At 65.4% G+C, this 26,826-nt stretch carries 16 protein-coding genes; 8 read left to right on the forward strand and 8 right to left on the reverse strand.

The window, feature by feature from the left end:
* The first annotated feature begins 366 nt into the window (after positions 1–366).
* Complete coding sequence (locus tag ICJ04_RS00080) at positions 367–753, forward strand: hypothetical protein (RefSeq protein ID WP_188325557.1); 387 nt, start codon at positions 367–369, stop codon at positions 751–753.
* Positions 754–1,021: 268 nt separating this feature from the next.
* Here the strand turns inward: ICJ04_RS00080 and ICJ04_RS00085 are convergent, their stop codons facing one another.
* The 3 genes from ICJ04_RS00085 to ICJ04_RS00095 all read right to left on the reverse strand — a co-directional run bounded on the left by ICJ04_RS00085 (position 1,022) and on the right by ICJ04_RS00095 (position 4,167).
* Positions 1,022–1,729, reverse strand: coding sequence for a 2OG-Fe(II) oxygenase (locus tag ICJ04_RS00085; protein WP_188325558.1), 708 nt, complete (start codon positions 1,727–1,729; stop codon positions 1,022–1,024).
* An 82-nt stretch (positions 1,730–1,811) separates the two neighbouring features.
* Entirely contained in the window at positions 1,812–2,828 is a 1,017-nt protein-coding gene (locus tag ICJ04_RS00090; protein WP_188325559.1) for a class 1 fructose-bisphosphatase, read from the reverse strand.
* Between the two features lie 136 nt (positions 2,829–2,964).
* Positions 2,965–4,167, reverse strand: coding sequence for an amino acid aminotransferase (locus tag ICJ04_RS00095; RefSeq protein WP_188325560.1), 1,203 nt, complete (start codon positions 4,165–4,167; stop codon positions 2,965–2,967).
* Between the two features lie 167 nt (positions 4,168–4,334).
* Between ICJ04_RS00095 and ICJ04_RS00100 the strand changes: the two genes are divergently transcribed.
* Entirely contained in the window at positions 4,335–6,461 is a 2,127-nt protein-coding gene (locus ICJ04_RS00100; RefSeq protein WP_188327141.1) for a TonB-dependent receptor, read from the forward strand.
* 57 nt (positions 6,462–6,518) lie between these two features.
* On the opposite strand, the gene ICJ04_RS00105 is transcribed toward ICJ04_RS00100, so the two are convergent.
* Positions 6,519–6,866 carry a hypothetical protein gene (locus ICJ04_RS00105; RefSeq protein ID WP_188325561.1) on the reverse strand — a complete coding sequence of 116 codons (348 nt, stop codon included), beginning with the start codon at positions 6,864–6,866 and terminating at the stop codon, positions 6,519–6,521.
* Between the two features lie 150 nt (positions 6,867–7,016).
* Here ICJ04_RS00105 and ICJ04_RS00110 point away from each other — a divergent pair, with 150 nt between their 5' ends.
* From ICJ04_RS00110 to ligD, 3 genes are all read left to right on the forward strand, one after another.
* The gene (locus ICJ04_RS00110) at positions 7,017–7,421 is read left to right on the forward strand and encodes a hypothetical protein (protein WP_188325562.1); all 405 of its coding nucleotides are present in this window, start codon (positions 7,017–7,019) and stop codon (positions 7,419–7,421) included.
* Positions 7,422–7,700: 279 nt separating this feature from the next.
* Positions 7,701–8,666, forward strand: coding sequence for a Ku protein (locus ICJ04_RS00115; RefSeq protein ID WP_188325563.1), 966 nt, complete (start codon positions 7,701–7,703; stop codon positions 8,664–8,666).
* Positions 8,667–8,669: 3 nt separating this feature from the next.
* Positions 8,670–11,162 carry a DNA ligase D gene (ligD, locus tag ICJ04_RS00120; protein ID WP_188325564.1) on the forward strand — a complete coding sequence of 831 codons (2,493 nt, stop codon included), beginning with the start codon at positions 8,670–8,672 and terminating at the stop codon, positions 11,160–11,162.
* Positions 11,163–11,330: 168 nt separating this feature from the next.
* Here ligD and ICJ04_RS00125 read toward each other — a convergent pair whose 3' ends face one another.
* The 4 genes from ICJ04_RS00125 to ICJ04_RS00140 form a co-directional block, all read right to left on the reverse strand.
* Positions 11,331–14,147, reverse strand: coding sequence for a TonB-dependent receptor (locus ICJ04_RS00125; protein ID WP_188325565.1), 2,817 nt, complete (start codon positions 14,145–14,147; stop codon positions 11,331–11,333).
* 115 nt (positions 14,148–14,262) lie between these two features.
* Positions 14,263–14,655: a hypothetical protein gene (locus ICJ04_RS00130; protein WP_188325566.1), complete on the reverse strand. Its 393-nt coding sequence runs from the start codon at positions 14,653–14,655 to the stop codon at positions 14,263–14,265.
* 208 nt (positions 14,656–14,863) lie between these two features.
* Positions 14,864–15,502, reverse strand: a complete 639-nt coding sequence (eda, locus tag ICJ04_RS00135) for a bifunctional 4-hydroxy-2-oxoglutarate aldolase/2-dehydro-3-deoxy-phosphogluconate aldolase (protein ID WP_188325567.1) — start codon at positions 15,500–15,502, stop codon at positions 14,864–14,866.
* On the reverse strand, positions 15,489–16,508 hold the full coding sequence (locus tag ICJ04_RS00140; protein ID WP_188325568.1) for a sugar kinase: 1,020 nt from the start codon (positions 16,506–16,508) through the stop codon (positions 15,489–15,491). The genes eda and ICJ04_RS00140 overlap by 14 nt, the downstream gene beginning before the upstream one ends.
* A 286-nt stretch (positions 16,509–16,794) precedes the next feature.
* On the opposite strand from ICJ04_RS00140, the gene ICJ04_RS00145 reads away from it, so the two are divergent.
* From ICJ04_RS00145 to ICJ04_RS00155, 3 genes are all read left to right on the forward strand, one after another.
* Positions 16,795–19,521, forward strand: a complete 2,727-nt coding sequence (locus tag ICJ04_RS00145; RefSeq protein WP_188325569.1) for a TonB-dependent receptor — start codon at positions 16,795–16,797, stop codon at positions 19,519–19,521.
* 236 nt (positions 19,522–19,757) lie between these two features.
* Entirely contained in the window at positions 19,758–22,943 is a 3,186-nt protein-coding gene (locus tag ICJ04_RS00150; protein WP_188325570.1) for a TonB-dependent receptor, read from the forward strand.
* Positions 22,944–22,990: 47 nt separating this feature from the next.
* Positions 22,991–26,806, forward strand: a complete 3,816-nt coding sequence (locus ICJ04_RS00155) for a LamG-like jellyroll fold domain-containing protein (protein ID WP_188325571.1) — start codon at positions 22,991–22,993, stop codon at positions 26,804–26,806.
* The last annotated feature ends 20 nt before the right edge of the window (positions 26,807–26,826 follow it).

Below are 26,826 nucleotides of genomic sequence, written 5' to 3' on the forward strand. Positions count from 1 at the left end.
ATGACTCCGCAGCTTTCCTGATGGACGCCCTTGGACGCCACATCGCACGATGACCGGGCTGGTGCCGAATGTGCCAGCCGGGATTGGCGTCCTGTTACTACCTGAGAGCAATTGCCTCTGTTGTGGCCTTCGGGCACGGCGGAGAATGCACTGCACTGCCGGTCATACGGCGGGCGGTGCGCGGGGATCCCGATCCGCCGGTTTTGAGCTCTCAGATAGTCCGGTACGCCAACCCGCACCGCCCGCCACCTCGCGCTTCGGCGCAGGTGGCCGTTTGCCTTGCGAGGTCCTACCGATGTCATTGCAGCTCCGGCGCCCTGCGCGCGTGTCTTTCCGGACCCCCGAACTGAGTACATGGGGGCCACGATGACGCCACCGCGCGCCACCATGACGCACGCGGAGATGGAAGCGGCAGGCCATTTCGACCGTCCGCGTACCCCGCAGGCCGTTGTGGATTACTTGAACGAGTGCATCGTGGAGAGCCAGGGCGATGCGGCCATTCTTGGGGAAGCGTTGGCCTATGTCGCAGGTGAAGAGGGACTGCGGGGAATCGCGCGCGAGTGCGGATTGCCTGCCGCGGTGGTACATCGGCAGTTGGGTGGAAGACGCACGTTGACCTTGCGTACGGTGATGGGTGCCTTGCGCGCAATCGGATTGCAGATGCGGGTGGATGTGGCGGAACGCCAGGCGAGTGATGGACGTTGCGCCGCCGACGGGAGCGCCGCGCCCTGCTCGGCGAGCGAAGTGGCATGACATCGGTGGGCTACGCAATGAGCGATTTCTGAAAGGCCCTGTCGCGATCGTCGTGCACCATAGGTTTCATGCAGTAACAAGCCAAATCTAGATCGTCTCCATCAATCAAGACGACAGCGCACAGACCCACGGAAGGTTCACCCATGAGCATGATGCTCGATCTGCCGAAATCCTCATCTCCCCGGGTGTCGCTGCACATGTCGGCCAAGGGAAAGGTGGACACGTGTGCGTTCAGCACCCGGGGAGATGAGGACCCAGGCGTCGCGGCTCAGCTGCCGAACAGCTGCTGCGCGCTCTGGAACAGGATCCAGCTGGTCGCGATGAACTTGTCTCCACCCTGTGGACGGTTGCCGCGATGGGTGTGGGTGAACGCGGTGGGCGCGATCAGCAGGCTGCCGGTACGCGGTGCGATCTTCCGGCCTTGGAACAGGAACTCGGTTTCGCCCTCCTCGAACCCATCGTTGAGATAGAGCGTCCACAGCAGGTGCCGGTGCAGCGTTTCAGCCTGCGGGTCCTTCGGGTACAGCTCGCAATGCCAGTAGGGATAGCCGCCCTCGCCTGCTGCGTACCATTGCAGGTTGATCGCGCCCGGACGCAGGCAGGTGCGTGCCAGATCCGACAAGGCAGCCCCGTCCATCTGCGGGAAGTCTTCAGCCGTGAGGCGCTTCGGTTGGCCGTTGCTGTCTTGTATCTGCAACATCAACGGCGCGATCAATGCCTGTGGATAACGGCGTAGATAAGTCTGCAGCCCGGCGAAAACCGCTTGTTGCAGGACGTTTTCCACATCCGACCAATCGGGCTGGCCGCTGATCCGGAGATCCTTGCTACGCTTGAGTTCCGGGAACACCCCGCTGCCTACCGCACCCGGTTGCAGGCGGTCACTTGCGCGGACCCGCGACACGATCGCCGCACATACATCAGCGGGGACGGCGTTGTGGATCACTTCAATGAAATCTACTGGTTCCTGCACGTGCATGCGTGGATCCCTCGCCAGTGGAACCTTGATGGTGCCCACTGGCGAAGGGGATGTCACGCCAACGTCATGAGCGTGCGGCGAATCAAGCGTTTTGCGCGTCGTGCTGCTGGTGGTACTTCACCGCGGCGTCGACTTCATCGCGCGAGCCAAGGAACACCGGCACGCGCTGGTGCAGCTGGTCCGGCTGGATGTCCAGGATGCGCGCGCGCCCGGTCGAGGCGGCACCGCCTGCCTGTTCCACCAACAGACCCATCGGATTGGCCTCGTACATCAGGCGCAGCTTGCCGGCCTTGGACGCATCTTTCTTGTCCCACGGATAGATGAAAATGCCGCCGCGGGTCAGGATGCGATGCACGTCGGCGACCATGCTGGCGATCCAGCGCATGTTGAAATCCTTGCCGCGCGCGCCTTCCTTGCCCTGCAGCAGATCGGTCACGTAGGCCTGCATCGGGGCTTCCCAATGGCGCTGGTTGGACATGTTGATCGCGAACTCCTGCGTGGCCGCCGGGATCTGCATGTCCTGGGTGGTCAGCAGGAACTCGCCGCTCTCACGGTCCAGGGTGAACGCATGCGTGCCGTGGCCAACGGTGAGCACCATCTGCGTGCTTGGCCCGTAGATGCAGTAGCCCGCCGCGATCTGCGCGGTACCCGGCTGCAGGAAGCTGTCGTCGCCCGGCAGTTCCACGCCCTTCGGGCAGCGCAGCACGGAGAAGATGGTGCCCACCGACACATTCACGTCGATGTTGGAGCTGCCATCGAGGGGATCGAACAACAGCAGGAAGTCGCCGCGCGGATGGATGTCCGGCACGGGCTGCGAATGGTCCATTTCTTCCGATGCACAGGCGGCGAGGTGGCCACCCCACGCGTTGGCTTCCAGCAGGATCTCGTTGCTGATGACGTCCAGCTTCTTCTGCGCTTCGCCCTGCACGTTGCCGGTCCCGGCCTCGCCCAGCACGCCGCCCAGGGCACCCTTGCTGACCGCGATGGAGATGTTGGTGCAGGCGCGGGCCACCACGGCGATCAGCTGGCGCAGGTCGGCATTGATGCGGCCGGCATGCTGTTCCTGGATGAGATACCGGGTCAACGACGTACGGGACATGGGCAGGGCTCGAGCGACGGAAAGATGCGTCTATTGTCGCCGCCCGGATGCAAAAAAGGGGACGGAGGGGATTAAGTCGTTATCGCCTCGTGCGAGCCGATAACGACTTAATCCCCTCCGTCCCCTTTTTGTCGGGTCAGGCCTTGGCGACGTTGGCCACGGCCTGGGCGACGTAGTCCAGGTTGCTCTGGCTCAGTGCGGCCACGCAGATGCGGCCGGTACCGACGGCGTAGATGCCGTACTCATCGCGCAGCTTTTCCACCTGCACGCGGCTCAGGCCGGAGTACGAGAACATGCCGGCCTGGTCGTTGATGAAGGCAAACTCCGGTGCGCCCAGGGCGACCAGACGATCCACCAGCCCGTGGCGCAGGGCATGGATACGCTCGCGCATCTCACTCAGTTCCGCTTCCCACAGCGCGCGCAGCTCCGGGCTGTTCAACACGCCGGCCACCAGGGCCGCACCGTGGTTGGACGGGCTGGAATAGATGGTGCGGATGATGCGCTTGATCTGCGACTGCACGGCCTTGGCGGCGGTAGCATCCGGGGCCACGATCGACAGCGCACCCACGCGCTCGCCATACAGCGAGAACGACTTGGAGTACGAGTTGGCCACGATGAAGCTGTCGATGCCGGCTTCGGCGATGATCCGCACGGCCGCGCCGTCCTGCTCGATGCCCTTGTCGAAGCCCTGGTAGGCCATGTCGATGAAGGGGAACAGCTGCTGTTCCTTCAGTACCTCGGCTACCTGCGTCCACTGCGCGACGGTCAGGTCGGCACCGGTCGGGTTGTGGCAGCACGCATGCAGCAGCACCACGGTGCCCGGCTGCAGCTTCTGCAGGTCGGCCAGCATCGCGGGGAAATCCACGCCGTGGGTCTGTGCGTCGAAGTACGCGTATTCCACAACCTCGAAGCCCGCAGCGCCGAACACGGCGCGGTGGTTTTCCCAACTGGGGTTGCTGATGGCGATGGTGGCGTGCGGCAGCAGCTTGTGCAGCAGGTCGGCGCCCACGCGCAGCGCACCGCTGCCGCCCACGGTCTGGGTGGTGGCGACGCGGCCGGCGGCCAGCAGGGGCGACTCCTTGCCGAACACCAGCTCACGGGTGGCCTGGGTGTACGCCGGCAGTCCATCAATGGGCAGGTAGCCGCGCGGTTTGGCTTCGTTGGCGAGTTGCTGCTCGATCTGCTTGACGGCGCGCAGCAGCGGAATGCGGCCACTCTCGTCGTAGTAGATGCCCACACCCAGGTTGACCTTGGTCGGACGGCTGTCGGCGTTGTACGCCTCGGTCAGGCCCAGGATCGGGTCGCCCGGGACCAGTTCCACGTTTGCAAAGAAGGACACGGCGGTACTCATTCGTTGAGGGGGAGGAAGAAAGCACGCAGCAGCGTCGCGTCCGCACCGGACGCAACCACGCCATCGTAACAAAGGGGGCCGGGGGCGCGGCATTCATCCTCACGCCATGCACCGTAGGATGGTGCCTGATCTTCGCTATCCCCCCGATCCACATGATGAATCTGCTTCCGGCGCGTTGCCGCCTGTCCGCCGCCTGCAGCCTGCTGCTGCCCTCTCTCGCACTGGCCCAGACCCCGCAGCAAGCGCCGACGCGCAGCCTGCCGGCGGTGGAAGTGGAGGCCGCCCGGGTGACCGGTGTTGACGCATTCGCCTTGCCGTCCAGCTCCACCACCGTGTGGATCGACGATGACCGCAGTGGTCCGCAGGCCCAGCTGTCCGAAGCGTTGGGCGGTGTCCCCGGGGTGCTGGCGCGGGACCGGCAGAACCTGGCCCAGGATACCCAGCTGTCGATCCGGGGCTTCGGCGCCCGTTCGACGTTCGGCGTGCGGGGGGTGCGGGTGCTGGTCGATGGTGTACCGGCCACGATGCCCGATGGCCAAGGACAGCTGTCGCATGCCAGCCTGCTGGGCGCCGAGCGCATCGAGGTGTTGCGTGGGCCGTTTTCCGCCCTGTATGGCAACTCCTCCGGCGGGGTGCTGCAGGTGCATACCGCGCGCGGCCGCGAGGGCGATCCCTGGCGGCTTCGGATGAACTACGGGGCCGACAACACCTTGAGCGTGGGCGCCCACCTGCGCGGCGTGCAGGGCCCGGTGGATTACAACATCGCGGCCAACCACTTCCGCACGGACGGCTGGCGCGACCATAGCCGCGCGCGCCGCGAATCGTTGAACGCGCGGCTGGGCATGGCCGTTGGCGAGGACCGGCTGGAGCTGCTGGTCAACCATCTGGACGCGCCCGACGCGCAGGATCCGCTCGGCCTGACCCGTGCGCAGGTGGCGGAGGATCCGCGCCAGGCGACCTCGGTGGCCCACCTGTACAACACGCGCAAATCCGTACGCCAGTCGCAGGCCGGACTGGTCTACAGCGGCGAACGCGATGACCACCGCTTCCGCCTGACCGGGTATGCCGGCCAGCGCGAGGTCACCCAGTTCCTGGCCATTCCGCCGGGTCCGCAGGCCAATCCGCTGCATGCCGGCGGGGTCATCGACCTGGACGGTGACTTCGGCGGGCTGGACGCGCGCTGGGGCTGGAACGGTACGTTGGCCGGCCGCGCGCTGGACATCACCGCCGGTGCCAATGTCGATCGCCAGCGGCAGCACCGTACCGGCTACGAGAACTTCGTCGGCAATCAGCTGGGCGTGCGCGGTGCGCTGCGTCGCGACCAGCGCGATACCGTCACCAACGTCGACCAGTTCGTGCAGGCGTGGTGGCAATGGACCGAGCGCTGGTCCGTGCTGGCCGGCGCGCGCCACAGCAGTGTGCGATTCCGATCGGACGACCATTACATCGTCGGCCGCAACCCGGACGACAGCGGCAGCCGGCGCTACCAGGCCACCACGCCGGTGGCGGGCGTGAGCTTCGAGGTAAACCCGCAGTGGCGCCTGCACGCTGCGATGGGTCGTGGCTTTGAAACGCCCACCTTCAACGAGCTGGGTTACCGCAACGACGGCCTGGCCGGGCTGGCCCTGGGCCTGTCTGCTGCCCGCAGCCGCAACCTGGAGATCGGCAGCAAATGGCACGCCCAGAACGGGCAGCAGCTGGAGGTCAGTGTGTTCCGCGCCGACACCGACGACGAACTGGCCGTGGCCAGCAACACCAATGGCCGCAGTACGTATCGCAACATCGGCAGCACCCGGCGGCAGGGCGCAGAGCTGTCGTGGCGTCAGCCCTTGGCACAGGACCTGGAACTGCAGGTGGCCTGGACGTGGCTGCAGGCGCAGGTGCGCAGCAGCTACCTGACCTGCGCCGGCAGTGGCTGCGCCGTGCCCGACACCCCGGTCGAGGCCGGCAGCCGCCTGCCCGGCGTGCCGCGGCAGCAAGCCTTCGCCCGCCTGCAGTGGCAGCCCGCCGCATGGCAGTGGGCCGCCGAAGTCACCGGCAGCAGCGACACGGTGGTGAATGACCTGGCGACTGAACGCGCCCCCGGCTATGCCGTGGTGAACCTGGAGGCTGGCCGCCGTTGGACCCTGCCGGGCGGGGATCTGCGGGTATTCGCACGTGTGGATAACCTGCTGGACCAGCGTTACATCGGCTCGGTCATCGTCAACGACGGCAATGGTCGCTTCTACGAACCCGGCCCGGATCGCCGTGGCAGCCTGGGCCTGCAGTGGTCGTGGCGCTGAGCCCGCCCTGCGAGGGAAGTGACGGCCGTTGGCCGTCAGCCCCAAAACTGAGGTAAATCAGTCCGGCGCCTTCGCCGGCACGAACGGTGACGTCGGGTCGCTGGCCGGGAAGGTTTCTTCCAGCGCTTGATCCTGATTGTCGCTGGCGTGCTGCTTGCGCTCGCGACGCTTGAGCGGGCTCTCCTGGCCGCCGCGATGACGGTCGCCGCAGTCTTTCCGGTCCTGCGCGGCCTGCTCGCATTCATGCTTCACGGGCAGGTGATCATCGGCCTCTGCGACGGCGTCGATGAACGGCGCACCGGTACCGCGGTCCTCCGCCTCCATGTTGTCGTGCTTGCCATGCTGTTCGCCGGGGATCGGGGGAGTGGCTTGGCGCAGCGGATCGCGCGATGTATCTCGGTTCATGGCTGCTCTCCTGATGGAGGGGCTACTACAGCGCTATGCAGGTAAAGCTACCGCGAACCTTGGCTGCCGGTTCCTCTACATGCCTCTCACAGGTGGGTAACGGCGACGCCGTTACATCTGGCCGCCCGACTGCACCGCAGGAGCCGCGCCATGCACCGCCTGGAACGTCCCGCACCCTCCGTGTTCAATGCCCGCCGCGATCCGCTTGGCGGCAGCCCGACCCAGCGCCGTGCGCGGCGGCAGCAGCGCGAAGACCCGCAGGCGGTAGCGCAGGATTACCTGCAGTACATGCTCAACGACTACGATGTGCGTCGCCGTCAGGCGCACCGCAGCTGGCGCGATCTGTGCCCCGCCTACGCGTTTGCATTGACGACCCACGCCGCCAACTGGCCGCGTGGCAGTGATGAACAGACCGAAGACGCGCTGGAAGCGCATTGGGAGCAGATGCGTGGCGAATCGCGCCTGCGCTGGCCAAAGGCCCGGGAGGTGGTGGAGGATGCTTGGCTGGCGCTGGACCACATGCCCGCCTCTGCCGTCCGCCCGTTGCTGCAGTAACCGGTACAGATTCCGCCGAGCGTGGCTCGGCGCTACACCGTCCGGCACAGATTCCGCCGAGCATGGCTCGGCGCTACAACGCCGGGGCCCGCGGGCGATCCTCCGGTAGCGCCGAGCCACGCTCGGCGAGCGCAGCGGCAATGGCCCGCCAGAGGAACAGCCTGATGGCCAGCGGCCATCACCACCTGCGCGGTCGCAGCGGATTCCTCTCCGTGGTGGACACAGCCGTTTCACGCGCGCACGCCGAAGCTGGCTTCCCCTGTCACCCTGGTGCGTCCCATGGCCCGCCCGATCTGGACCGGTACCCTCTCTTTCGGCCTGCTCAACGTGCCGGTGTCCCTGATGTCGGGCGAGCGCAAGATCGACCTGCACTTCCGCATGCTGGATTCGCGCGACAAGAAGCCGATCCGCTTCGAGCGTGTCAACGCAGATACCGGCGAAGAAGTGCCGTGGAAAGATATCGTCAAGGCCTTCGAGTACGACAAGGGCAGCTACGTGGTGCTTGAGGACGGCGATATAAAATCCGCTGCGCCGGAGAGCCATGAAACCGTCGAAGTGGAAAGCTTCGTCGACGCAAGCCAGATCGACCCGCGCTACTTCGAAAAGCCGTACCTGCTGGTGCCCGGCAAGAAAGCCGAGAAGGGCTACGTGCTGCTGCGCGAGACCATGCGCAGCACCGGCAAGGTCGGCATCGCCAAGGTGGTGGTGCGCACCCGCGAATACCTGTGCGCGGTGATGCCCAACGACGACGCTCTGGTGTTGATGATCCTGCGTTATCCACAGGAGCTGGTGGATCCTGCTGATTTCAAGCTGCCCAGCGGCAAGCTGGCGGAATACCGGATCACCAGCAAGGAAACGGCGATGGCCGAGCAGTTGATTGAATCCATGGCCGGTGAGTGGGACCCCTCGCAGTACCACGATGAGTTCCGCGAGCGACTGCAGGGCGTGCTTACCCGGCGCATCAAAGAAGACGGCGGTACCACCACGGTGGAAGACGAGCCGGCCCCGCGCGAGGATGCCAGCACCAACGTGGTGGACTTCATGTCGCTGCTGCAGAAGAGCCTGGATGCGAACAAACGCACGCCGGCGAAGAAGGCCACGGACAAGGTAGTAAAGAAGGCGCCAGCGAAGAAAGCCACGAAGGCGGCGGCCAAGACGGCAACGAAAAAAAGTACGGCCAAGCCGGCCAAGAAAGCGGCGAAGAAGTCCGCGAAGAAAGCGGCGCCGCAGCGCAAGGCGGGATGAGCCATGTCGCTGCACCAGTACCGTCGCAAGCGCCGGTTGGGCGCCAGCCAGGATGACACCCCCGAGCCCGACGACGCGCCGGCCAACGGCAAGCGCGGAAAACGGCCGGTGTTCGTCGTGCAGTTGCACCATGCAAGCCACCGTCATTACGACTTCCGCCTTGAGATGGACGGCGTACTGAAAAGCTGGGCGGTACCGAAGGGCCCGTCCCTGCGGGTGGGCGAGAAGCGCTTGGCGGTGGAGGTGGAAGACCACCCGCTGTCTTATGCCAGCTTCGAGGGCGACATCCCCAAAGGACACTACGGCGCCGGCCATGTCGACATGTACGACCACGGGGTGTGGGGTTGTGAAGGCGATCCCCTGCAGGCGCTGGCAGACGGCAAGATGGACTTCGTGCTGCATGGCGAACGGCTGACGGGTGCGTGGAAGCTGGTGCGCACGGCGCTGAAAGGACGGCAGCCGCAGTGGTTGCTGATCAAGCGCGACGATGCGCACGCCCGCGATGCGGACGCCGACGATCTGCTGGAGGACGCGCCAGTGAAGAAAGGAAAGGCCACGAAAGCCAAGCCCGCCAAGTCCACCAGACCTGCCACGTCGGCCAAGCAGAAATCCCCCGCTGTCGCGCGCAAGGCAGATACCCGCTGGCGTCGCCGCGCGCTGGAGCTGCCGGGCGCACGGGATACCCCGTATCCCCACGAATGGTCGCCGCAGCTGACCGATCACCGCGACAGCGCGCCGGACGGAGAGCGATGGCTGCACGAAATCAAATGGGACGGCTATCGGCTGCTGGCCGACCTGCACGACGGACAGGTCACCCTGCGCTCGCGCAACGGACTGGACTGGACGGGCGACTTCCCGGAAGTCAGCACGGCCATCGCTGCCTTGCCGGTGCGCGATGCCCGCCTGGATGGTGAGCTGGTCGTGCTCGACGCGCAGGGGCGCAGTGATTTCAGTGCACTGCAACGGGTGATCGACGGCAGCGCCAAACAACCCCTGCGCTATGTGGTGTTCGATCTGCCGGGCATCGCTGGCGTTGATATCAGCCAGGCACCGCTGCAGGAGCGGAAAGCCGTGCTGAAGGCCCTGATCGGCGACACACCCGGCACGTTGGCCTACAGCGATCACGTGATCGACCATGGGCCGGAGGTGTTCGCTGCCAGTGGCAAGGCCGGCTTCGAGGGCATCATCAGTAAGCAGGTGGACGCGGCCTACGTCACGACCCGTGCCCGCAGCTGGGTGAAGATCAAACACGAGAACACCGACGAGTTCCTGGTGGTGGGTTACACCGCGCCGAGGGGCTCGCGGCAGGGCTTCGGCTCGCTGCTGATGGCTACGCCGGACACGGGCGGCCTGCGCTACGTTGGACGCGTGGGAACCGGATTCGATGACGAGAAGCTGCGCACGCTTACCCGGCGACTGCAGGCATTGGGCAGCGACACGGCCTCCGTCGAGCTGCCTGCCCACGTGCCGTTCCGTGCCTCCAGCGTGCACTGGGTGAAGCCCGAACTGGTCGCTGAAGTGGCGTTTCGTGGCTGGGCGAAGGAGGGACTTCTGCGCCAGGCCAGCTTCAAGCGGCTGCGCACGGACAAGACCCTCGCCAGCCCCCAGGTGCCTGCGCCGAAGAAGAAGGCCGCTGAGCCGTCGCTGGCTATCAGCCATCCCGAACGCGTGGTGTATCCCGCGCTGAAGCTGACCAAGGGCGAGGTCGCGGCGTACTACCGTGCGATGGCACCGTGGATCCTGCCGGAGATCCGCAATCGCCCGCTGTCCCTGTTGCGCTGCCCGGATGGCGTCGGCAAGGCCTGCTTCTTCCAGAAGCATCATGGGCAAGGGTTGGGCAGCGCGGTACGCGCCGTGCCTCTGCAGCAGAAGAGCGGCCGCGAGGACTATGTCTACATCGATGATGTGGACGGGCTGATGCAACTGGTGCAGATGAACACCCTGGAGTTGCATCCGTGGGGTGCCACCGTGCAGGACCCGGAACGCGCAGATCGCTTGGTGTTCGATCTGGATCCGGGGGAGGGCGTGAGCTGGGCCGCCATCAAGGCGGCCGCGCGGGACATCCGCGCGCGCCTGCAGGAAACGGGGCTGGAGAGCTTCGTACGGCTGTCCGGCGGCAAGGGACTGCATGTGGTGGTGCCGTTGCAGCCCGCCGCTGAGTGGGAAGACGCAAAGGCGTTCTGCGAGGCATTCGCACAGGCGCTTTCGCAGCATGCGCCGGATCGCTACGTGGCCACGATGAGCAAGGCCAAGCGGAATGGCGTGATCTTCATCGACTGGCTGCGCAACGCGCGCGGGGCGACCAGCGTCTGTTCGTGGTCACTGCGTGCACGCGAAAGCGCGGGCGTGGCGGTGCCATTGCGCTGGGAAGAGCTGGGCCGCGTGGCGGCCGCTGATGCGTTCCCGATGCACAAGGCATTGGCGCGGGCCAAGCGCCTGAACGGTGATCCCTGGGAAGGGATCACCACGATGAAGCAGGGCCTGCCGACGTTGTAGCGCGGGGCCTTGGCCGCTGATACGGGACTCCGTCACTGGCACGGAACTCCGGAACCCTGCCGTTGGTAGAGCCGACTTCAGTCGGCTGCTCTTGGCGTGGTAATCAGGAAAGCCGACTGACGTCGGCTCTACCGGGCGGGGTACGAGTGCCGCCGGTCACTGCACGCTTCAGAAATCGGCGCGAATGCCCAGACCGATGCGGCGGCCGGAGAACTCGTACTGCGTGGGGAAGGATTTATCGATCGTGTAGCCCGACGTTTCTTCGTCGAACACATTGATCGCATCCAGGCTCAGCTTCCAGGTGTCGTTCAAGCGGAAGCCGATCGAGGCATCGGTCTGCCCGTACGCATCGCGGTACACCGGGTACATGTTGAGGTGGATGTACTCCACGTACTTGTCCTTGTAGTTGTAGGACACGCGCGCGTCGAAGCGATCATTCTCGTAGTACAGGGTGAAGTTGTACGCTTTCTCGGCCAGCCCTTCCGGCGGGGTCGGGATGTCGATGTCGGATGCACCGGTCAGCGAGTTGTCCAGCTGGGTGTAGTTGGCATTGATGCCCCACCCTTCCAGTGCGGGGTGCAGCATCGACAGCGGCAGCTGGGCGACCAGCTCCACGCCGGTGACCTTGTACGAACCCTCGGCATTGACCGGCTGGTAGACCTCGAAGTCGTAGTACCCATCCAACGATCCGTTGGCGTTGAGCTTTTCTACGTTCGGCACGATGCCGGTCAACGACTGCCGCACCACGCCGTCGATCTTCTTGGAGAAGTACGATGCCGACAGCAGTCCGCCGTTCTCCAGGTACTTCTCCAGGCCCACTTCCCACTGCTTGGCGGTCGTTGGCTTCAGGGCCGGATTGCCGTCCATGAAGCGGAAGCTGGACCAGCTGACGGTGCGGCGGTAGGCGATGTCGGTCAGCGACGGACGCATCAGCGTTTCCGACGCCGCCGCGCGCAGCACCAATCCATCGGCAATCTCGGCGGTCATGTTGAAGCTGGGCAGCAGGTCGCTGTAATCACCGCTGCTGGAAATCGGCGTGGGCGTGTAGCCGCTGCTGCCATCGGCATTCTGCACCGGGTGGAAACCGGCCGAATCCACCTTGGTGTCGATCGAACGCACGCCCAGGTTGGCGTACACCGGCACGCGGCCGATATCGAAGTAGAAATCGGTCATGGCATACAGCGCCAGGGTCTTTTCATCGACCTGGTAGAACTGGCCCGGATCCAGCGGGGTGGTGAAACCCGCATAGCGGAACGTGTTGCGTGCGTAGCTGTTGGACACCTGCTGCCAGTCCAGATTGCTCGGCTTGTAGCCGCCGCCGGGGACGATGTCGCTGATCCAACCCGGATTGCTGTCAGCCAACGTGCGGGTGTTGACCCACGCTGCGCTGCCGGCGGTCGGGCCCTGGATCTTGGTGTTGCCGAACTCGCGGTCCTTGGACTTGTCGGTGTAACGCGCACCGAACTTGACGCTGGTCAGCGCCGGGAAGAACGCCAGTTCCATCGACCGGCGGAAGTCCAGCTGCGCGGCGTACTTGTCGTCCTTCACGTGCTCGATTTCGGTCTCATAGGCTTCGAACAGGTACTTCCCGGGCGAGTTGTACATGTCGAACCCATTGGACGCCGCGCTGGCCAGCGTCTCACCGCCGTTGGCGGTCCAGCGCGTGCGCGACGGTGCGTAGGCCACGTGCTTGAGGTTGGCGTAGTCCGAGTCGCGGCGTGCGCCGGAATAGCCGACCAGGGCATCGATGTCCCAGCTGCCGACGGTCCAGTCGAGCTTGCTGCTGAACTGCCGGTAGTCGGTGTTGGCGAAGCGTTCCTTGCTCAGGATTTCATGCTGGGTGGCCGTGTAGGACACATCGCGCAGGACCACCATGCCGTACTGGGACAGGGTGTCGGCATCATACGAATGGATGGTGTCCAGCGTGCTGCGGCTGGACGCCGAATACGCAGCGGCATCGTACTCATCTTCATGCGTATCGTAGCCGCCGAGCATCGCATCGAAGCTCACCGAGAATGCCTCGCTGGGCTTGAACTGCAGGGATGCGGTCGCGCCCCACTGGTCCTGCTCGTTGAGGTAGATGCGGTCACCGACCTTGTCCTGGAAGATGATCCGGTTGGTCGCGTCCTTGTCCATGCGGTTGTTGATGACGATGCCGGCGTCGCGTGCCAGCACGGCAGCGGCCTGCGTGCCCCGCGTGCCGGACGCTTCGAGGAAGCGCCCCATCGGGCGGAAGTTGATGCCCGAGTTGGAGTCGGTGCGGTTGGTGCGCTTTGCCTTGGAGAACGACACCAGGCCGCCCCAGTCGCCCCAGGTGTCGCTGGCCAGGAACGAGATCTTCGGATCGGTCTTGCCGTTGATCGAATTGTTCGCCGCTTCAGCCGATGCACTGAATTTCGGCTCGGCGTAGTCGAACGGCCTGGCGGTTTCGATGTACACCGAACCGGCGATACCGCCTTCTTCGTCTGCCGCCGTCGGCGATTTCTGCACCGTGACGGTCTGCACCACATCCGATGCGAAGATATCGAACTGCACGTCGCGACCGCCGCTGCCCGAGGCCGTGGCGAGGTTGTTGATCGACACGTGGGTGAACTCGGAGGGCAGGCCGCGCACGCTGACCTTGCTGCCCAGGCCCTTGTTGCGTTCGATGGTCACGCCCGGCATGCGTTGCAGCGCCTCGGCGAGGTTCTGCTCCGGGAAGTCGGCCACGTCGGTGGCGACGATGGAGTCGGAGAAGCCGATGTTGCTGCGCTTGAGGTCGACCGCGCGCTCCAGGCTGCGGGCGTAGCCGCCGGTCACGGTGACCGTATCCAGCTGCTGCAGGGCGGCGCTGGTATCGGCGCTGGTGGCCACCGTCACTGCTTCATCGGCCACTGCCTGCATCGGCAGGCTGGCGATGCCACTGATCAGCACGGCGCGCACGGCGCGGGACAAAAGCTTCGCATGGGGGACGCGCGTCGGCGTCTCCCGCAGGATGTTGCGCATCGGATGATCCCCATTGCTCTGTGAGTGCGTGCCGCGCGCCTGTCCGCTGTGTAGCGTGCAGAAAACGTGCGCGGCCGTGCCGGTAGCCGGCGGCCAAGAGACTAGAGGTGAATTGTTAAGGGGATGTTGCGGTGCGCCACTTTCTTGCGCCGACCCACAGACCGACGCCCAGTTGCAGCGGCAGCGAGATCACCAGCAGCAGAACAAACCAGCGCGGGAACTCGTTGCCCATGTCCCATGCCGCCCATAGCGAGGCGATCGCCAGCAGCAACCAGATGCCCGTGCCGTGCGAACGCGGCCAGCACGGTGCGTGGTAGCTGGCAAAGGCCACCGCGGCAATGCCGCCGAGCACGGTGAACGCGAGGTCCCAACCCAACTGCACCGCGCCGCCCGCATGCACGCCGATCAACGGCGGCAACCAACTGGCCACGGTGGTGACCAGCACCAGCGCGAGCAGCGCACCGGCTAGCGCAAGCAGGGAAAACAGGAAGGTTTTGAACATCGCCATGCGGCCAGTGTATAGCCGACCGGCGGACATGAGCGGCGGACATGACCGGTAGAGCCGACTTCAGTCGGCTGCAATTGATTCGCGCGGAAAGCAGCCGATGAGGGTAGAGCCGACTTCAGTCGGCTGCCCTGGAGTGCACCCCAAGACCAGCCGACTGAAGTCGGCTCTACCCAGTCGGCACAATCCAGTCGGCTCTACTCCGATACCCTCAGCTCGCCAGCACGGACGCTTTGCGGGCCAGTTCTTCGATCGCTGCCCAATCACGGCTCTGCAGAAGGGCCGCGGTGGTCAGCCATGAGCCGCCCACGCACAGCACGTTGGGCAGGTGCAGGAACTGCGGCGCGGTCTGCACGCTGATGCCGCCCGTGGGGCAGAAACGCACGTCGCCGAACGGGCCGGCCCACGCCGACAGCAACGGCGCACCACCGGCCTGCACGGCCGGGAAGAACTTGAACGTATCCAGCCCCTGCTCCAATCCGTGCATCAGTTCGGACGATGTCGCTACGCCCGGCAGGAACGGCAGATCGGTATCGCGCGCAGCGGCATACAGCCGCTCCGTCGCACCGGGGGACACGGCGAAACGACCGCCCGCTTCCTTGACCGCCTGCATCTGCGCGGCCGTCAGCACGGTACCCGCGCCGATCACTGCGTCGGGCACGGCCTCGGCCATGGCCTTGATCGCTTCCATCGCACGCGGCGTGCGCAGGGTGACTTCCACCACCGGCAGGCCACCGCGGAACAAGGCCTGGGCGACCTGCACGGCATCGTCCACGTCATCAGGGGTGAACACCGGGATCACCGGTGCCAGTTTCAGTACCGCGCGAACGCGCGGATCAGCGCCGGACATCAAAACGCTCCTCGCCCACCAGGGCCAGCACGTCAGCTTCACTGACGGGATTGAAATCGCCGGGGATCGAGTGCTTCAGACCACCGGCGGCCAAACCGAAGCGCACAGTGGCGTCGGCATCGAAGCCGCGCATGATGCCATGCAGGATGCCGGCAGCGAACGCATCACCGCCGCCGATCCGGTCGACGATGCCCTGCAACTGGCGTACCGGCGCCTGTGCGCGCGTGCCATCACGGCCGATCAGCAATGCACCCAGTGCATGGTGGTCCACGCTCAACGCCTGGCGCTGCGTGCACGCCATCCACTGCAGGTGCGGGAAGGCGGCAAACGCGGCGGTTGCGGCAGCGTCCACACGGGCGACCACGTCGTCCTGCGCGAACGGTTGGCCCAGCACCACTTCGATATCGCGGTAATCGGCGAACACGATGTCCGCCTGTGCGAACAGCTCACGCAGGATGGCTTTCGCATCGCCACCCCAGCGCTGCCACAGCTTCGGCCGGAAATTGCCGTCGAAGGACACCTTGACGCCCTGCGCGCGTGCGGCACGTGCGGCGGCCAGCGTCGCCTGTGCCACGTCGGCACCCAGGGCCGGGCTGACACCGGAAAGATGCAGCCACTCCGCGCCCTGCAGCAGCTGGGACCAGTCGTAGTCCGCCGCGCTGCTCAGCGCGAACGCAGAGTCCGCGCGGTCATAGACCACTTCGCTGGCCCGCTGCACCGCACCGGTGGTCAGGAAGTACAGACCCATGCGGGAATCGGCCTGCAGGCGCACGCCCCGCGTGTCCACGCCATGACGGCGCAGTTCGCCCAGTGCATGCGCGCCCAGCGGATTGTCCGCCACGACGCTGGCCATCGCCACGTCATGGCCAAAGTGCGCCAGCGAGACACCGACATTGGCTTCCGCCCCACCGACGTGCACCTCCAGGCGCGGCGACTGCAGCAGCAGCTCGTTGCCCGGTGCGCCCATCCTCAACAGCAGTTCCCCGAAACAGACCACTCGACTCATCAGATGTCCTCGTTGCCCGGACCGCAGCATCGCGTTGCAGCGCGCCGGAGGGAACCACGCACCCCGCGTGGCTCTTGGCTATCGGTGTCATTCTAGCCCCATGGGCTGTCGCGTCCACCCCACCTCCCCATTCAAGCCATTGTCCCGCAAGCGTCTCAGGGACATTACGAATCTGTTGCGGTGCAAGATGCCCGATCCTGAAGGTGCTGTTAACGTCCGCCCTGACCAGCGGTGTCATCTTGCTGACACTGCGTTGTGAACCAGACCTTTGGGAGAGGGAAAGGCCATGATTTCTCGTAACAGCAGCAAAAAGACACCGGTTACCTTGTTGGCCCTGTCCATCGGTCTGGCCATCAGCGCCACCGCACAGGCACAGCAGGCAACGGACCTGGATACGATCACCGTCACCGGCTACCGCGCCAGCGTGGAGAAGGCGCTGGACATCAAGCGCAGCGAAGCCGGCGTGGTCGATGCCATCGTCGCCGAAGACATCGGCAAGTTCCCCGACCTCAACCTGGCCGAATCGCTGCAGCGCATCCCCGGCGTGGTGATCACCCGCGATGGCGGCGAAGGCCGCAGCATCTCGGTGCGTGGCCTGGGCCCGGACTTCACCCGCGTGCGCATCAACGGCATGGAGGCCCTGGCGACCGTCGGTGCCGGCGACCAGAGCGGTGGTACCAACCGTGGCCGTGGTTTCGACTTCAACGTGTTTGCTTCGGATCTGTTCTCGCAGCTGATCGTGCGCAAGACGGCCTCGGCCGACGTGGAAGAAGGTTCGCTGGGCGCCACCGTCGATCTGCGCACCGCGCGTCCGTTCGACTACGAAGGCTTCACCTTCGCTGCCAGCGGCCAGGCCAGCTACAACGACATGGCGCAGAAAGCGGATCCGCGCATGGCGGCGCTTATCTCCAACACCTTCGCTGACGGCACCTTCGGTGCCTTGCTGTCGGTGGCCTACTCCGAGCGCCAGGCGCTGGAAGAAGGCTCCAATACCGGCCGCTGGGCCAACGGGCCGAGCAACGGTGGCTTCGCTGCCAGCTCGCCGTTCGCCGCCGCGCGCGGAGCCAATGTGTTCCACCCGCGCTTCCCGCGCTACGTGCAGATGGAGCACAAGCAGGAGCGCCTGGGCGTCACCGGCTCGCTGCAGTGGAAGCCGACCGACCGCACCGAGCTGTCGCTCGACGCGCTGTATTCGAAGATCGATGCCGACCGCGATGAGCACTACATCGAGGCCATTTCCTTCAGCCGCTCCGGTGCCGGCAAGCCGCAGACGATCGTGCGCGACGGCGAAATCCGCAACAACGCGCTGGTCTACGGCGCGTTCGACAACGTGGACATCCGCAGCGAGAACCGCCACGACGAGTGGAGCACCGACTTCAAGCAGGTCAGCCTGAACCTGGAGCACCGCTTCAGCGAAGCCTTCCAGATCACCGGCAAGCTGGGCACCTCGCGTTCGTCCCACGAGAACCCGGTGCAGACCACGGTCATCATGGACAAGTTCGATGTCGACGGGTACAGCTACGACTACCGCGGCAACAAGAACCTGCCAGCCTTCAACTACGGCATCGACCCGACCAACCCGAACGGCTGGACCCTGGCCGAGATCCGTCTGCGTCCGCAGTCGGTGGACAATGACTTCGACACCGCGCAGCTGGATTTCAACTGGAACATCAGCCCGGGCTTCCGCCTGAAGGGCGGCGTGCTGGCCAAGGATTACAGCTTCAACACCGTGGAACTGCGTCGCGCCAGCGAGCTGGCCGTGCCGACCTTCCCGGGCAGCGGCCTGATCGTGCCGCCGGAATACACCCAGCAGGAAGGCCTGAAGGGCATCACCGGCAATCCGTCCAACTGGGTCGTGCCGAACCTGGACGCGGTAGCCGACCTGTTCGACATCTACAGCAACACCGGCACCTTCGCCGTCGCGCCGCGGCTGAACAACAGCCGCAGCGTGGAAGAGAAGGACCGCGGCGTGTGGCTGATGGGCGAGTTCTCCACCGACCTCGGATCGATCCCGCTGTCCGGCAACTTCGGCGTGCGCTACGTGGAGACCAAGCAGGAATCCAACGGCTACGCGACCGTCGGTGGCGTGCCGGTGCTGACCACCAGCAACCGCAAGTACGATGACACGCTGCCCTCGTTCAACCTGGTCGCCGAAGTGGCACCGGACTTCCTGATCCGCCTCGGCGCGGCGAAGGTGATGACCCGTCCGGGCCTGGGCAACCTGACCCCCGGCGTGACCGTGGCAGTGGCCGGCGGCGCCCGCACCGTGGCCGGCGGCAATCCGAACCTGGATCCGATCCGCGCCACCAACGTCGACCTCGGCTTCGAGTGGTACTTCAACGAAGGCGCAATGCTCGGCCTGGGCCTGTTCTACAAGGACATCGAGTCCTTCGTGCAGACCACCCGCGATGTGCGCCCGTATTCCACCAGTGGCCTGCCGGCCAGCCTGCTGGACGGCACCGGTGCCACGGTCAACGACGAGTTCACCTTCAGCATCCCGCTCAACACCCCCGGCGGCGAGCTGCATGGCGTGGAAGCGAACTACACCCAGCCCTTCACCTTCCTGCCGGGCAAGTGGTCCAACCTCGGCGTGCAGTTGAACTACACCTGGGTGGAATCGAAGATCCAGTACCTCAATGGCCAGGGCCAGGCCGTGATGAAGAACGACCTGACCGGTCTGTCGCCGACCTCGTGGAACGCCACGGTGTTCTATGAAGGTGACACCTGGTCCGGCCGTGTGTCGGCCACCAACCGCGACGATTACCTGACCCAGGCACCGGGCCAGGAAACCGGCTTCAACGTGGACGGCGTGCACGGCATGACCGGCACCACGATGATCGACGCCTCGCTGCGCTACAAGGTCAGCGACCAGCTCGAGCTGACCCTGGAAGGTGTCAACCTGACCAACGAAGCGTCCGACGAGTGGGTGCGTTCGCCGCTCACCGGCCAGCTGCCGCTGCAGTACACCGAAACCGGCCGCCAGTTCCTGCTCGGCGTGCGCTACAAGTTCTGATCCACCGACCGAAGCGGCGGCGTGGCAACCACGCCGCCGCCAGGTGCAACGCCGACGATCCCGACACCGTGGCCTGCTGCTGCGGCGCAAGATGCTGCGCCGTGAGTGCTTTGCTACGTTCCCGTGACCTGCGGTGTCAGCAAGACGTTGCGCCGAGGCAGTGATCCGGTGGAGGCCGGTTCATCGCCTGCAGTACACACGCACGCTTTGAGGACACCCTGGGAGGGGCTTACAACATGGATCTGTCACACCCACGCCACCGTGCCGGCCGTACGCCGTTCACGCTGCTCGCACTCTCCATCGGCCTGGTACTGACCAGCACCGCGGCCGCGCAGCAGACACCGGAGGCCGCTGCCAGCGCACCCAACGCCGTCGATCTGGACAAGGTGGAAGTCAAGGCGACGTACCGCGAAAGCCTGCAGCAGTCGCTGGATGAAAAGCGCTACAGCGTCGAGCAGGTCGACGCCATCTATGCCGAAGACATCGGCAAGTTCCCTGATCTCAACCTGGCCGAGTCGATGCAGCGCATCGCCGGTGTATCGATCGACCGCGAGGGCGGAGAAGGCCAGCAGATATCCGTCCGTGGGCTGGGATCGGACTTCACCCGCGTGCGCATCAACGGCCTGGAAGCGCTGTCCACCGCGGGCAGCGGTACCGCCGGCGTCAACCGCAGCCGCGGATTCGATTTCAACACCTTTGCCTCCGAGCTTTTCAGCCGGGTCAAGGTCAGCAAGACGCAGTCCGCGCAGACCGACGAAGGATCACTCGGTGCCACGGTCGACCTGCGTGCGTCGCGTCCGTTCGATTTCGACGGGTTCCAGGCGTCGCTCAACGGCCAGTACGGCTTCAACGAGCTGTCGCGCAGCAAGGACCCGCGCGTATCGGCGCTGCTCAGCAACACCTGGGCCGACGGCCGCTTCGGCGCGCTGATGTCGGTGGCTTACAGCAAGCGCACCATCTTCGAAGAAGGCTACAACCCGGTCCGTTGGGAGCACGGCAACCATCGCAATTCGAACCAGCCCACGGCGACCAACAACGGGACGTACGGTTTCTGCAGCCCACTGGGGTATGACCCGCAGACGCCGCGCAATCCCTTGGCAAACGAGACGGCTGCAGGTGTGGGCAGCGCGGCCAACCAGGCCCGTAACAACGGCTGGGGCAGCTATGGCATCGATGCCGCACACTGCGGCACCGGTCTGGACCGTCCCGCAGCGACAGCGGAAAACATCGCCGCGTACGAGACCGCGACCAACGCGTGGATTCCGCGCTATCCGCGCTATGTCCGCACCGAACATGAGCTCGAGCGCCTTGGCATCACCGGCGCCCTGCAGTTCAAGTTCAGCGACGACAGCCTGCTCAACCTGGACCTGATGTACTCCAAGCTGGACAAGGACCAGCGCGAGGATTCGCTGGGTGCCAACCTGCACCGCACCGCGCAGTACGGTGGCAAGACCCAGATCGCGGTACGCGAGGCCCAGGTCGACGACCAGAACCGCCTGGTCTACGGCGTATTCGACAACGTGGACTTCCGCACGGAATCGACGTCCATCGAAGAGAGCACCGAGTTCAAGCAGGTCAGCCTCGAATTCGAACACCGCTTCAACGATGCGGTACGCCTCGACGCGCTGGTGGGCCACTCTTCGTCCAGTTTCGAGCGCCCGGTGTTCTCGATGGTCAGTTTCGACAACAGCAATCTGGACGGGTTCGTCTTCGATGCACGCAACAATGCCAGCCTGCCGTCGATGGGCTTCCCGTTCGCGCTGAATGATCCCAACGCCTGGCAGTGGCTGGGCTATGGCACCGCCCCGGTCAACGCCAATGGCACCGCGCGCGGCAGCAACATCAGCGAAGTGCGGTTGAACCCCAACTACGTCGACAACCAGTTCGATACGGCGAAGGTCGACCTGACCTTCACTGTCTCGCCGACGTTCACCCTGCGTGGTGGTCTTGCCTACAAGGACTACGACATGAGCACGCAGGAGTACCGCAACATCAGTTACGGACGGCTGGCCCAGGCCCTGCCCGGCGGCACCGGCATCGGCGACCTCAGCAGCACGCTCAATGGCTTCGGCAAGGGGCTGGACACGGCCACGCCGTCAAGCTGGTTGATCCCTGATTTCAAGCGCGTCGCCGAGCTGCTGGACATCTACTGCAACTGCGATACCGGCAGCTTGGGGGGCGACTACCGCCTCGCCGGTGTGGGCCACTTCGGTTCGTCGAACAACAACTTCGACGTCAACGAGAAGAGCTACGCGACGTACCTGCAACTCGACTTCAACACCGACCTGTGGGGCCGACCGTTCCGCGGCAACATCGGCATGCGCTACGTGCAGACGCAGATCACCGCGGATGGCTATGCGCCGTGCCAGGCGGCCAGCAGCGGCGATCTGTCCGCGGCCTGCCAGCCGTTCCTGGGCGTGGCGAGCGCCACCGCCGACGCCGGCGAACGCCTGCTGGTGGGAACCCGCGTCGGCCATCAGTACGACGACTGGTTGCCGTCGTTGAACCTGGCCTGGGACGTGACGGACAGCGTGGTGCTGCGCTTCGGTGCGGCCAAGACGATGGCCCGCCCCACCCTGTCCAACCTGTCGCCGAGCGTGAGCGGCGGGCCGAGCGCCTTCCTTGATGAAGACCGGTACTACTCGATCAACCTCGGCAATCCCAAGCTGGACCCGTTCCGCTCCACCAACTACGACCTGAGTGCGGAGTGGTACTTCAGCGAAGGCGCGCTGCTGTCGGCCGCGGTGTTCTACAAGGACATCGAAACCTATGTGCAGCGTACCCGCCTGCTGACCACCTGGGACGACATGGGTTATTCGCTGGACCTGCTGCCGGCCGGCTTCAGCCCGAACACGCTGTTCAACGTGCAGAGCTACTTCAACACGCCGGGTGGCCCGCTGAAGGGCTACGAGCTGACGTACCAGCAGCCTTTCAGCTTCCTGCCCGGCTTCTGGAAGAACTTCGGCATCCAGCTGAACTACACCCACGTCGATTCGAAGATCCAGTACCTCTTCAGCTCCGGCAGCGGCAACACCATCGTCACCACGTACACGGAAAACGACCTGCTGAACCTGTCGCCCAATTCGTACAACGCCACCCTGTACTACGACGACGGGCGCTTCAGTGCGCGCGTATCCACCAGCTACCGCGATGCCTACATCAACCAGATCCTGGCGCAGGAGAACATCCGCGACCTGGATGGCAATGCGCTCGCCACGGCGGATGTCACCGGCAAGTACAGCGTGGAGAACGTCGATTTCAACATGTCGTGGAAGTTCAACAAGCAGCTGACCGTCAGCCTGGAGGCGATCAACCTGCTGGACACCGCCGACGAACGCTACGTGGATTCCGCGCTTTCCCTGCCGGACCGCTACACCCAGACCGGGCGCCAGTACTACCTCGGCCTGCGTTACAAGTTCTGATCCTGCACCACGCGCCCACCGTCGCCCGCTGTTGAAAGGAAGGTTCCATGCCCCACCGTCCCACTGCCCTCGCCCGCCTGCCCCGTCGCCGCCTGCTGGCCCTGGCCACCGCGCTGTTCGTTGCGCCGTCGCTCGCCGCAGAGGCACCCGCGCTGCTGTTCCACGTGGATGCGAACCACGGCCTGGAAGCTGAGGTGGCGCAGGGCGATCCGGTACCCAACTTCCGCGACAAGGTGAAGGTGGTTGATGACGGTGCACGCGGCAAGGCGATCCAGTGGGAAGACGATGGCGTGCTGTCGTGGGATGCACCCGGCAACATCCTGGCGCAGCGCGGCACGCTGGCCTTCGATTGGCGATCGCGCTATGCCGTCGGTGAAGCACCGTTCGTGATCTTCCGCGTGGGCTATGCCGACCACAGCAGCTGGGACATGGCGTGGCTGCGCATCGACTGGAACGGACACGGCTTCGATGCGTTCGTCACCGATGCCAACCTGGCGCGCACCCGGGTGTCGTTCGCGCTGCCGCAGAACCCGGCCCCGGCGCAGTGGGTGCACCTGGCGTTCGCCTGGGACGAAGACCACGGGGTGCGTCTGTTCGTGGATGGCAAGGAAGTCGCGCGGGTCGATGCCAGGGGCGACTACGATGCCGCGCTGGACCAGTTGGGCCTGGCCGGGCGGGTGATGGCGCCCTATCAGGTGCAGAGCCGCTACAACTTCCTGCGCGGCAGCGATTTCCAGCACATCCGCGTCTTCGACCGCATGCTGGATGGACCGGCGGTAGCTGCACTGGCGCAAGGCAAGGCACCGGCGACGGCCGTCGTGGCGTCGGCAGACCAGCGCGCATGGCGGCATCGCTTCGGTTGGGAAAGTGCGGCTCCGCCGGCACTGGCCGCCGCAGGCACGCGCATACGCAAGATCGAGTTCGCCGATACCAAGGACCTCAAGCAGTGGATGTGGAAGGCCACCGATGGCATCGCCGAAACCACTTGGCCGGGGGTCTACAACCGCTCGCGCCTGCCGGGACGCAACGATTACTTCCAGCTGCCGGACTGGAACACCTATGTAGAGGCCGGGCAGCACCTGGACCTGACCCTGCCCGATGGCGAACCGGTGAACCGCATCGAGGTGCGTGGCGCGGCGTTCGGCACCTTGGCCCACGGCGCCGATGCGCAGAGCGCGACCACAACGGTGCTGCAGCGCCCGCGCGGCGTGGTGCGCAGCGTCGATGACATCCCCACCCAGCAGGGTGGCGTGCTGCGCTTCAGCAACGTGGAACAGGAAACCCCGATCCAGGAGATCTGGGCCTATCACGTGGGCGAAGGCAGTGAGCCGGACGGCAGCGTCAAGCAGACCTATGTGGTGGACAGCCAGGCCCTGCCTGACTACACCAACCTGGACACGCTGCGACACTACATCGACGGCCGCTACCCCGTGGCCGAACGCAGCACGGTGATGGCGTTGCCCAAGGGGGCCGGTTCGCGCCGTCGCGGTTCCGATACGCTGCCTGCCCAGCCGCTGCCCATCGTGCACGTGCTGATCCCGTCCGGCGTGGGTGATGCACCGGCCAACCAGCCGTTGATCCGCAGTTGGGCGCACAGCTGGGAAAACATGCATGACGGCCTGGATGGCGTGGCCATCGACCTGCCGGCGCTGGACCTGCCGGCGACCCATGACGGCCTGATCCCGCTCAACATCCGCATCAAGGATCCGATCTGGCCGGCCCGCGACATGATCGATGTATCGGTCTCGGTGCAACCCGGCAAGAAACGCACGCTGTGGCTGGACCTGCGCGACCGCATCCTCACCGCCGACAGCCTGTGGTTGAGCATCGCCTCGGCGGCTCCCGGCTTCGACGCACGCGCGCTGGACGGCGCGGAAATCCGCATGGTGTTCAAGCCGCGCAGCGAAGCGATCGCCGAGCACGTCGCAGACCGCTTCAACCAGGTGCGAGACAACTGGGGTTTCCTCGTGGAGGAACACACCACCTCCAAGCGGCAGCGCCTGTACGCCCGCGTTTACGCCGACCTGAGTGACCTGCTGCGGGTGGATCCGGATCACCAGCTGGGCCGGTTGTACTGGAACTACATCAGCTACAACAGCCAGGGCCGACCGCCGTTCACTGCCCCGGAAGTGCCCAAGGGCGTGCCGGCATGGGCATTCAACCAGACCCAGGACCTGGCCTATGTGCGGCGCTTCATCGACTGGTGGATCGAACACCGGCAGGTGCCGTACGGTGACTTCGGCGGCGGCATCTCCGACGATTCGGACCTGACCCAGCAGTGGCCGGGCCTGGCCCTGATGGGTGTGCAGCCGGACCGGTTGAACGCCTCGCTGACCGCGCTGTCCGACGCGGTGTACCGCAATGGCATGTTCAGCAACGGGTTGAGCACCATCGAAACCGACGAGCTGCACGCCTACGAGGAAGGCATCAACACCAACAGCGCCATGCTGTACCTCAACTGGGGTGATCCGCTGACCGTGGAACGGTTGATGGAGACAGTGAAGGCCTTCGACGAGAAGATCATCCTGACCAACCCGCAGGGCCACCTGTTGTTCTCCAGCAATTGGTTCGGCGGCAACAAGGTCTACCGCGAGCCGAACTGGCAGTGGCAGAAACCGTATTCGTTCCCGGTGCTGCACCCCGCCTTCCTGCTCGGGCAGTTCAATGCCGATCCGAGCAGCCGACGCCTGGTCACCGGCCTGGCCGATGGCTACCTCGCCCACGCCTATACCGATGACAAGGGCCGCTGGGCGCTGCCGAACGAGATCAACTGGGCCACCGGCAAGGTGCGCGGCGGTGAACTCAACAACGGGTCCGGCAGCGGCGACATCATGCACACCTTCTGGGCGGCGTGGCGCTGGACGGGCGATGAGAAGTACCTGAAGGCGCTGGACTACCGCGTGGAGCGCGGTGGACCCGGTGCGCTGTCCAACCTCGGCGAGAACTACGTGGAGGTGCTGGGGCGACAGCAGGACTGGTATCCGAAGCTGACTGCCGATGCAGACAGTGGCAAGACCGGCTTCGCCAGCGTGATGGCATGGCAGGCCAGCGGCGATGTGAAGTACATCGAGGCCCTGCACGCCGAGGGGATCCAGGCCAAGGCGCAGCGCGAGTACATGAATACCGACGGCCACTGGTGGTCGGACCGGGTGGAGGCACCGAGCGAGTTCCTGCAGCGTGCCCGCCTGGGGGGTATCGCCCTGAAGCGCAACCAGAGCTGGCCGGGGCACACGGTGAGCTGGCGCTTCGACCGCGACGATGCGGCCGAACAGGTGGCGCTGCTGGTCCATGCGCCCTCACGCGAACGCTTCACCGTCACCAGCTACAACCTGGCCAAGCAGGCGATCACCGTGGACATGACCGGCTGGAACGTGGCCAGCGGCACCTGGCGGGTGCGCAGCGGCGTGGACGCCAACGGCGACGGGAAGATCGACGGCAAGGTGAGCGAACGCGACGTGATGCTGGAAACCAGCGTCAGCACGCCGCTGAAGTTCCAGCCGGGCAGGACCGAAGTGTTCGAGTTCGAGCGCATCCGTGCCGGCTCCCCCGTGGAGCAACGTCCTGACCTGGGCATTGGCCGGGGCGACGTGCGGGTCGATGGAAGGCAGGTGCACGTGATCGTCCACAGCCTGGGGCATGTGGGCACGGGAACCGGTGTGGCGGTGCTGGAAGATGCGCGTGGCCGTGAGATCGCGCGTATCGAAGTGCCGGCGATGGACGCGCCCAGTGATCTGCAGCCGCGCACGACCACCGTCGCCCTGCCGTTGCCTGCAGGCGACCGCCGTGGCCTGCGCGTACGCGTGGCCTTGGCCGACGATGGCGAGGAAGTCACGCGCCTGAACAACGTGGCCGACCTACCCTGAGCGTGAGGGTAGTGACGGCC

Origin of the sequence: Stenotrophomonas sp. 169 (assembly GCF_014621775.1) — a bacterium.
In the GTDB taxonomy this organism is placed as follows: Bacteria; Pseudomonadota; Gammaproteobacteria; order Xanthomonadales; family Xanthomonadaceae; genus Stenotrophomonas.

Bases quoted from the DNA above. Each gene is read 5' to 3' on its own strand.
- ICJ04_RS00130 (WP_188325566.1), bottom strand. From the start codon at position 14,655: ATGGCGATGTTCAAAACCTTCCTGTTTTCCCTGCTTGCGCTAGCCGGT.
- ICJ04_RS00090 (WP_188325559.1), bottom strand. From the start codon at position 2,828: ATGTCCCGTACGTCGTTGACCCGGTATCTCATCCAGGAACAGCATGCC.
- ICJ04_RS00145 (WP_188325569.1), top strand. From the start codon at position 16,795: ATGATTTCTCGTAACAGCAGCAAAAAGACACCGGTTACCTTGTTGGCC.
- ICJ04_RS00080 (WP_188325557.1), top strand. From the start codon at position 367: ATGACGCCACCGCGCGCCACCATGACGCACGCGGAGATGGAAGCGGCA.
- ICJ04_RS00105 (WP_188325561.1), bottom strand. From the start codon at position 6,866: ATGAACCGAGATACATCGCGCGATCCGCTGCGCCAAGCCACTCCCCCG.
- ICJ04_RS00100 (WP_188327141.1), top strand. From the start codon at position 4,335: ATGAATCTGCTTCCGGCGCGTTGCCGCCTGTCCGCCGCCTGCAGCCTG.
- ICJ04_RS00110 (WP_188325562.1), top strand. From the start codon at position 7,017: ATGCACCGCCTGGAACGTCCCGCACCCTCCGTGTTCAATGCCCGCCGC.
- ICJ04_RS00155 (WP_188325571.1), top strand. From the start codon at position 22,991: ATGCCCCACCGTCCCACTGCCCTCGCCCGCCTGCCCCGTCGCCGCCTG.
- ICJ04_RS00140 (WP_188325568.1), bottom strand. From the start codon at position 16,508: ATGAGTCGAGTGGTCTGTTTCGGGGAACTGCTGTTGAGGATGGGCGCA.
- ICJ04_RS00150 (WP_188325570.1), top strand. From the start codon at position 19,758: ATGGATCTGTCACACCCACGCCACCGTGCCGGCCGTACGCCGTTCACG.
- ligD (WP_188325564.1), top strand. From the start codon at position 8,670: ATGTCGCTGCACCAGTACCGTCGCAAGCGCCGGTTGGGCGCCAGCCAG.
- eda (WP_188325567.1), bottom strand. From the start codon at position 15,502: ATGTCCGGCGCTGATCCGCGCGTTCGCGCGGTACTGAAACTGGCACCG.
- ICJ04_RS00115 (WP_188325563.1), top strand. From the start codon at position 7,701: ATGGCCCGCCCGATCTGGACCGGTACCCTCTCTTTCGGCCTGCTCAAC.
- ICJ04_RS00085 (WP_188325558.1), bottom strand. From the start codon at position 1,729: ATGCACGTGCAGGAACCAGTAGATTTCATTGAAGTGATCCACAACGCC.
- ICJ04_RS00125 (WP_188325565.1), bottom strand. From the start codon at position 14,147: ATGCGCAACATCCTGCGGGAGACGCCGACGCGCGTCCCCCATGCGAAG.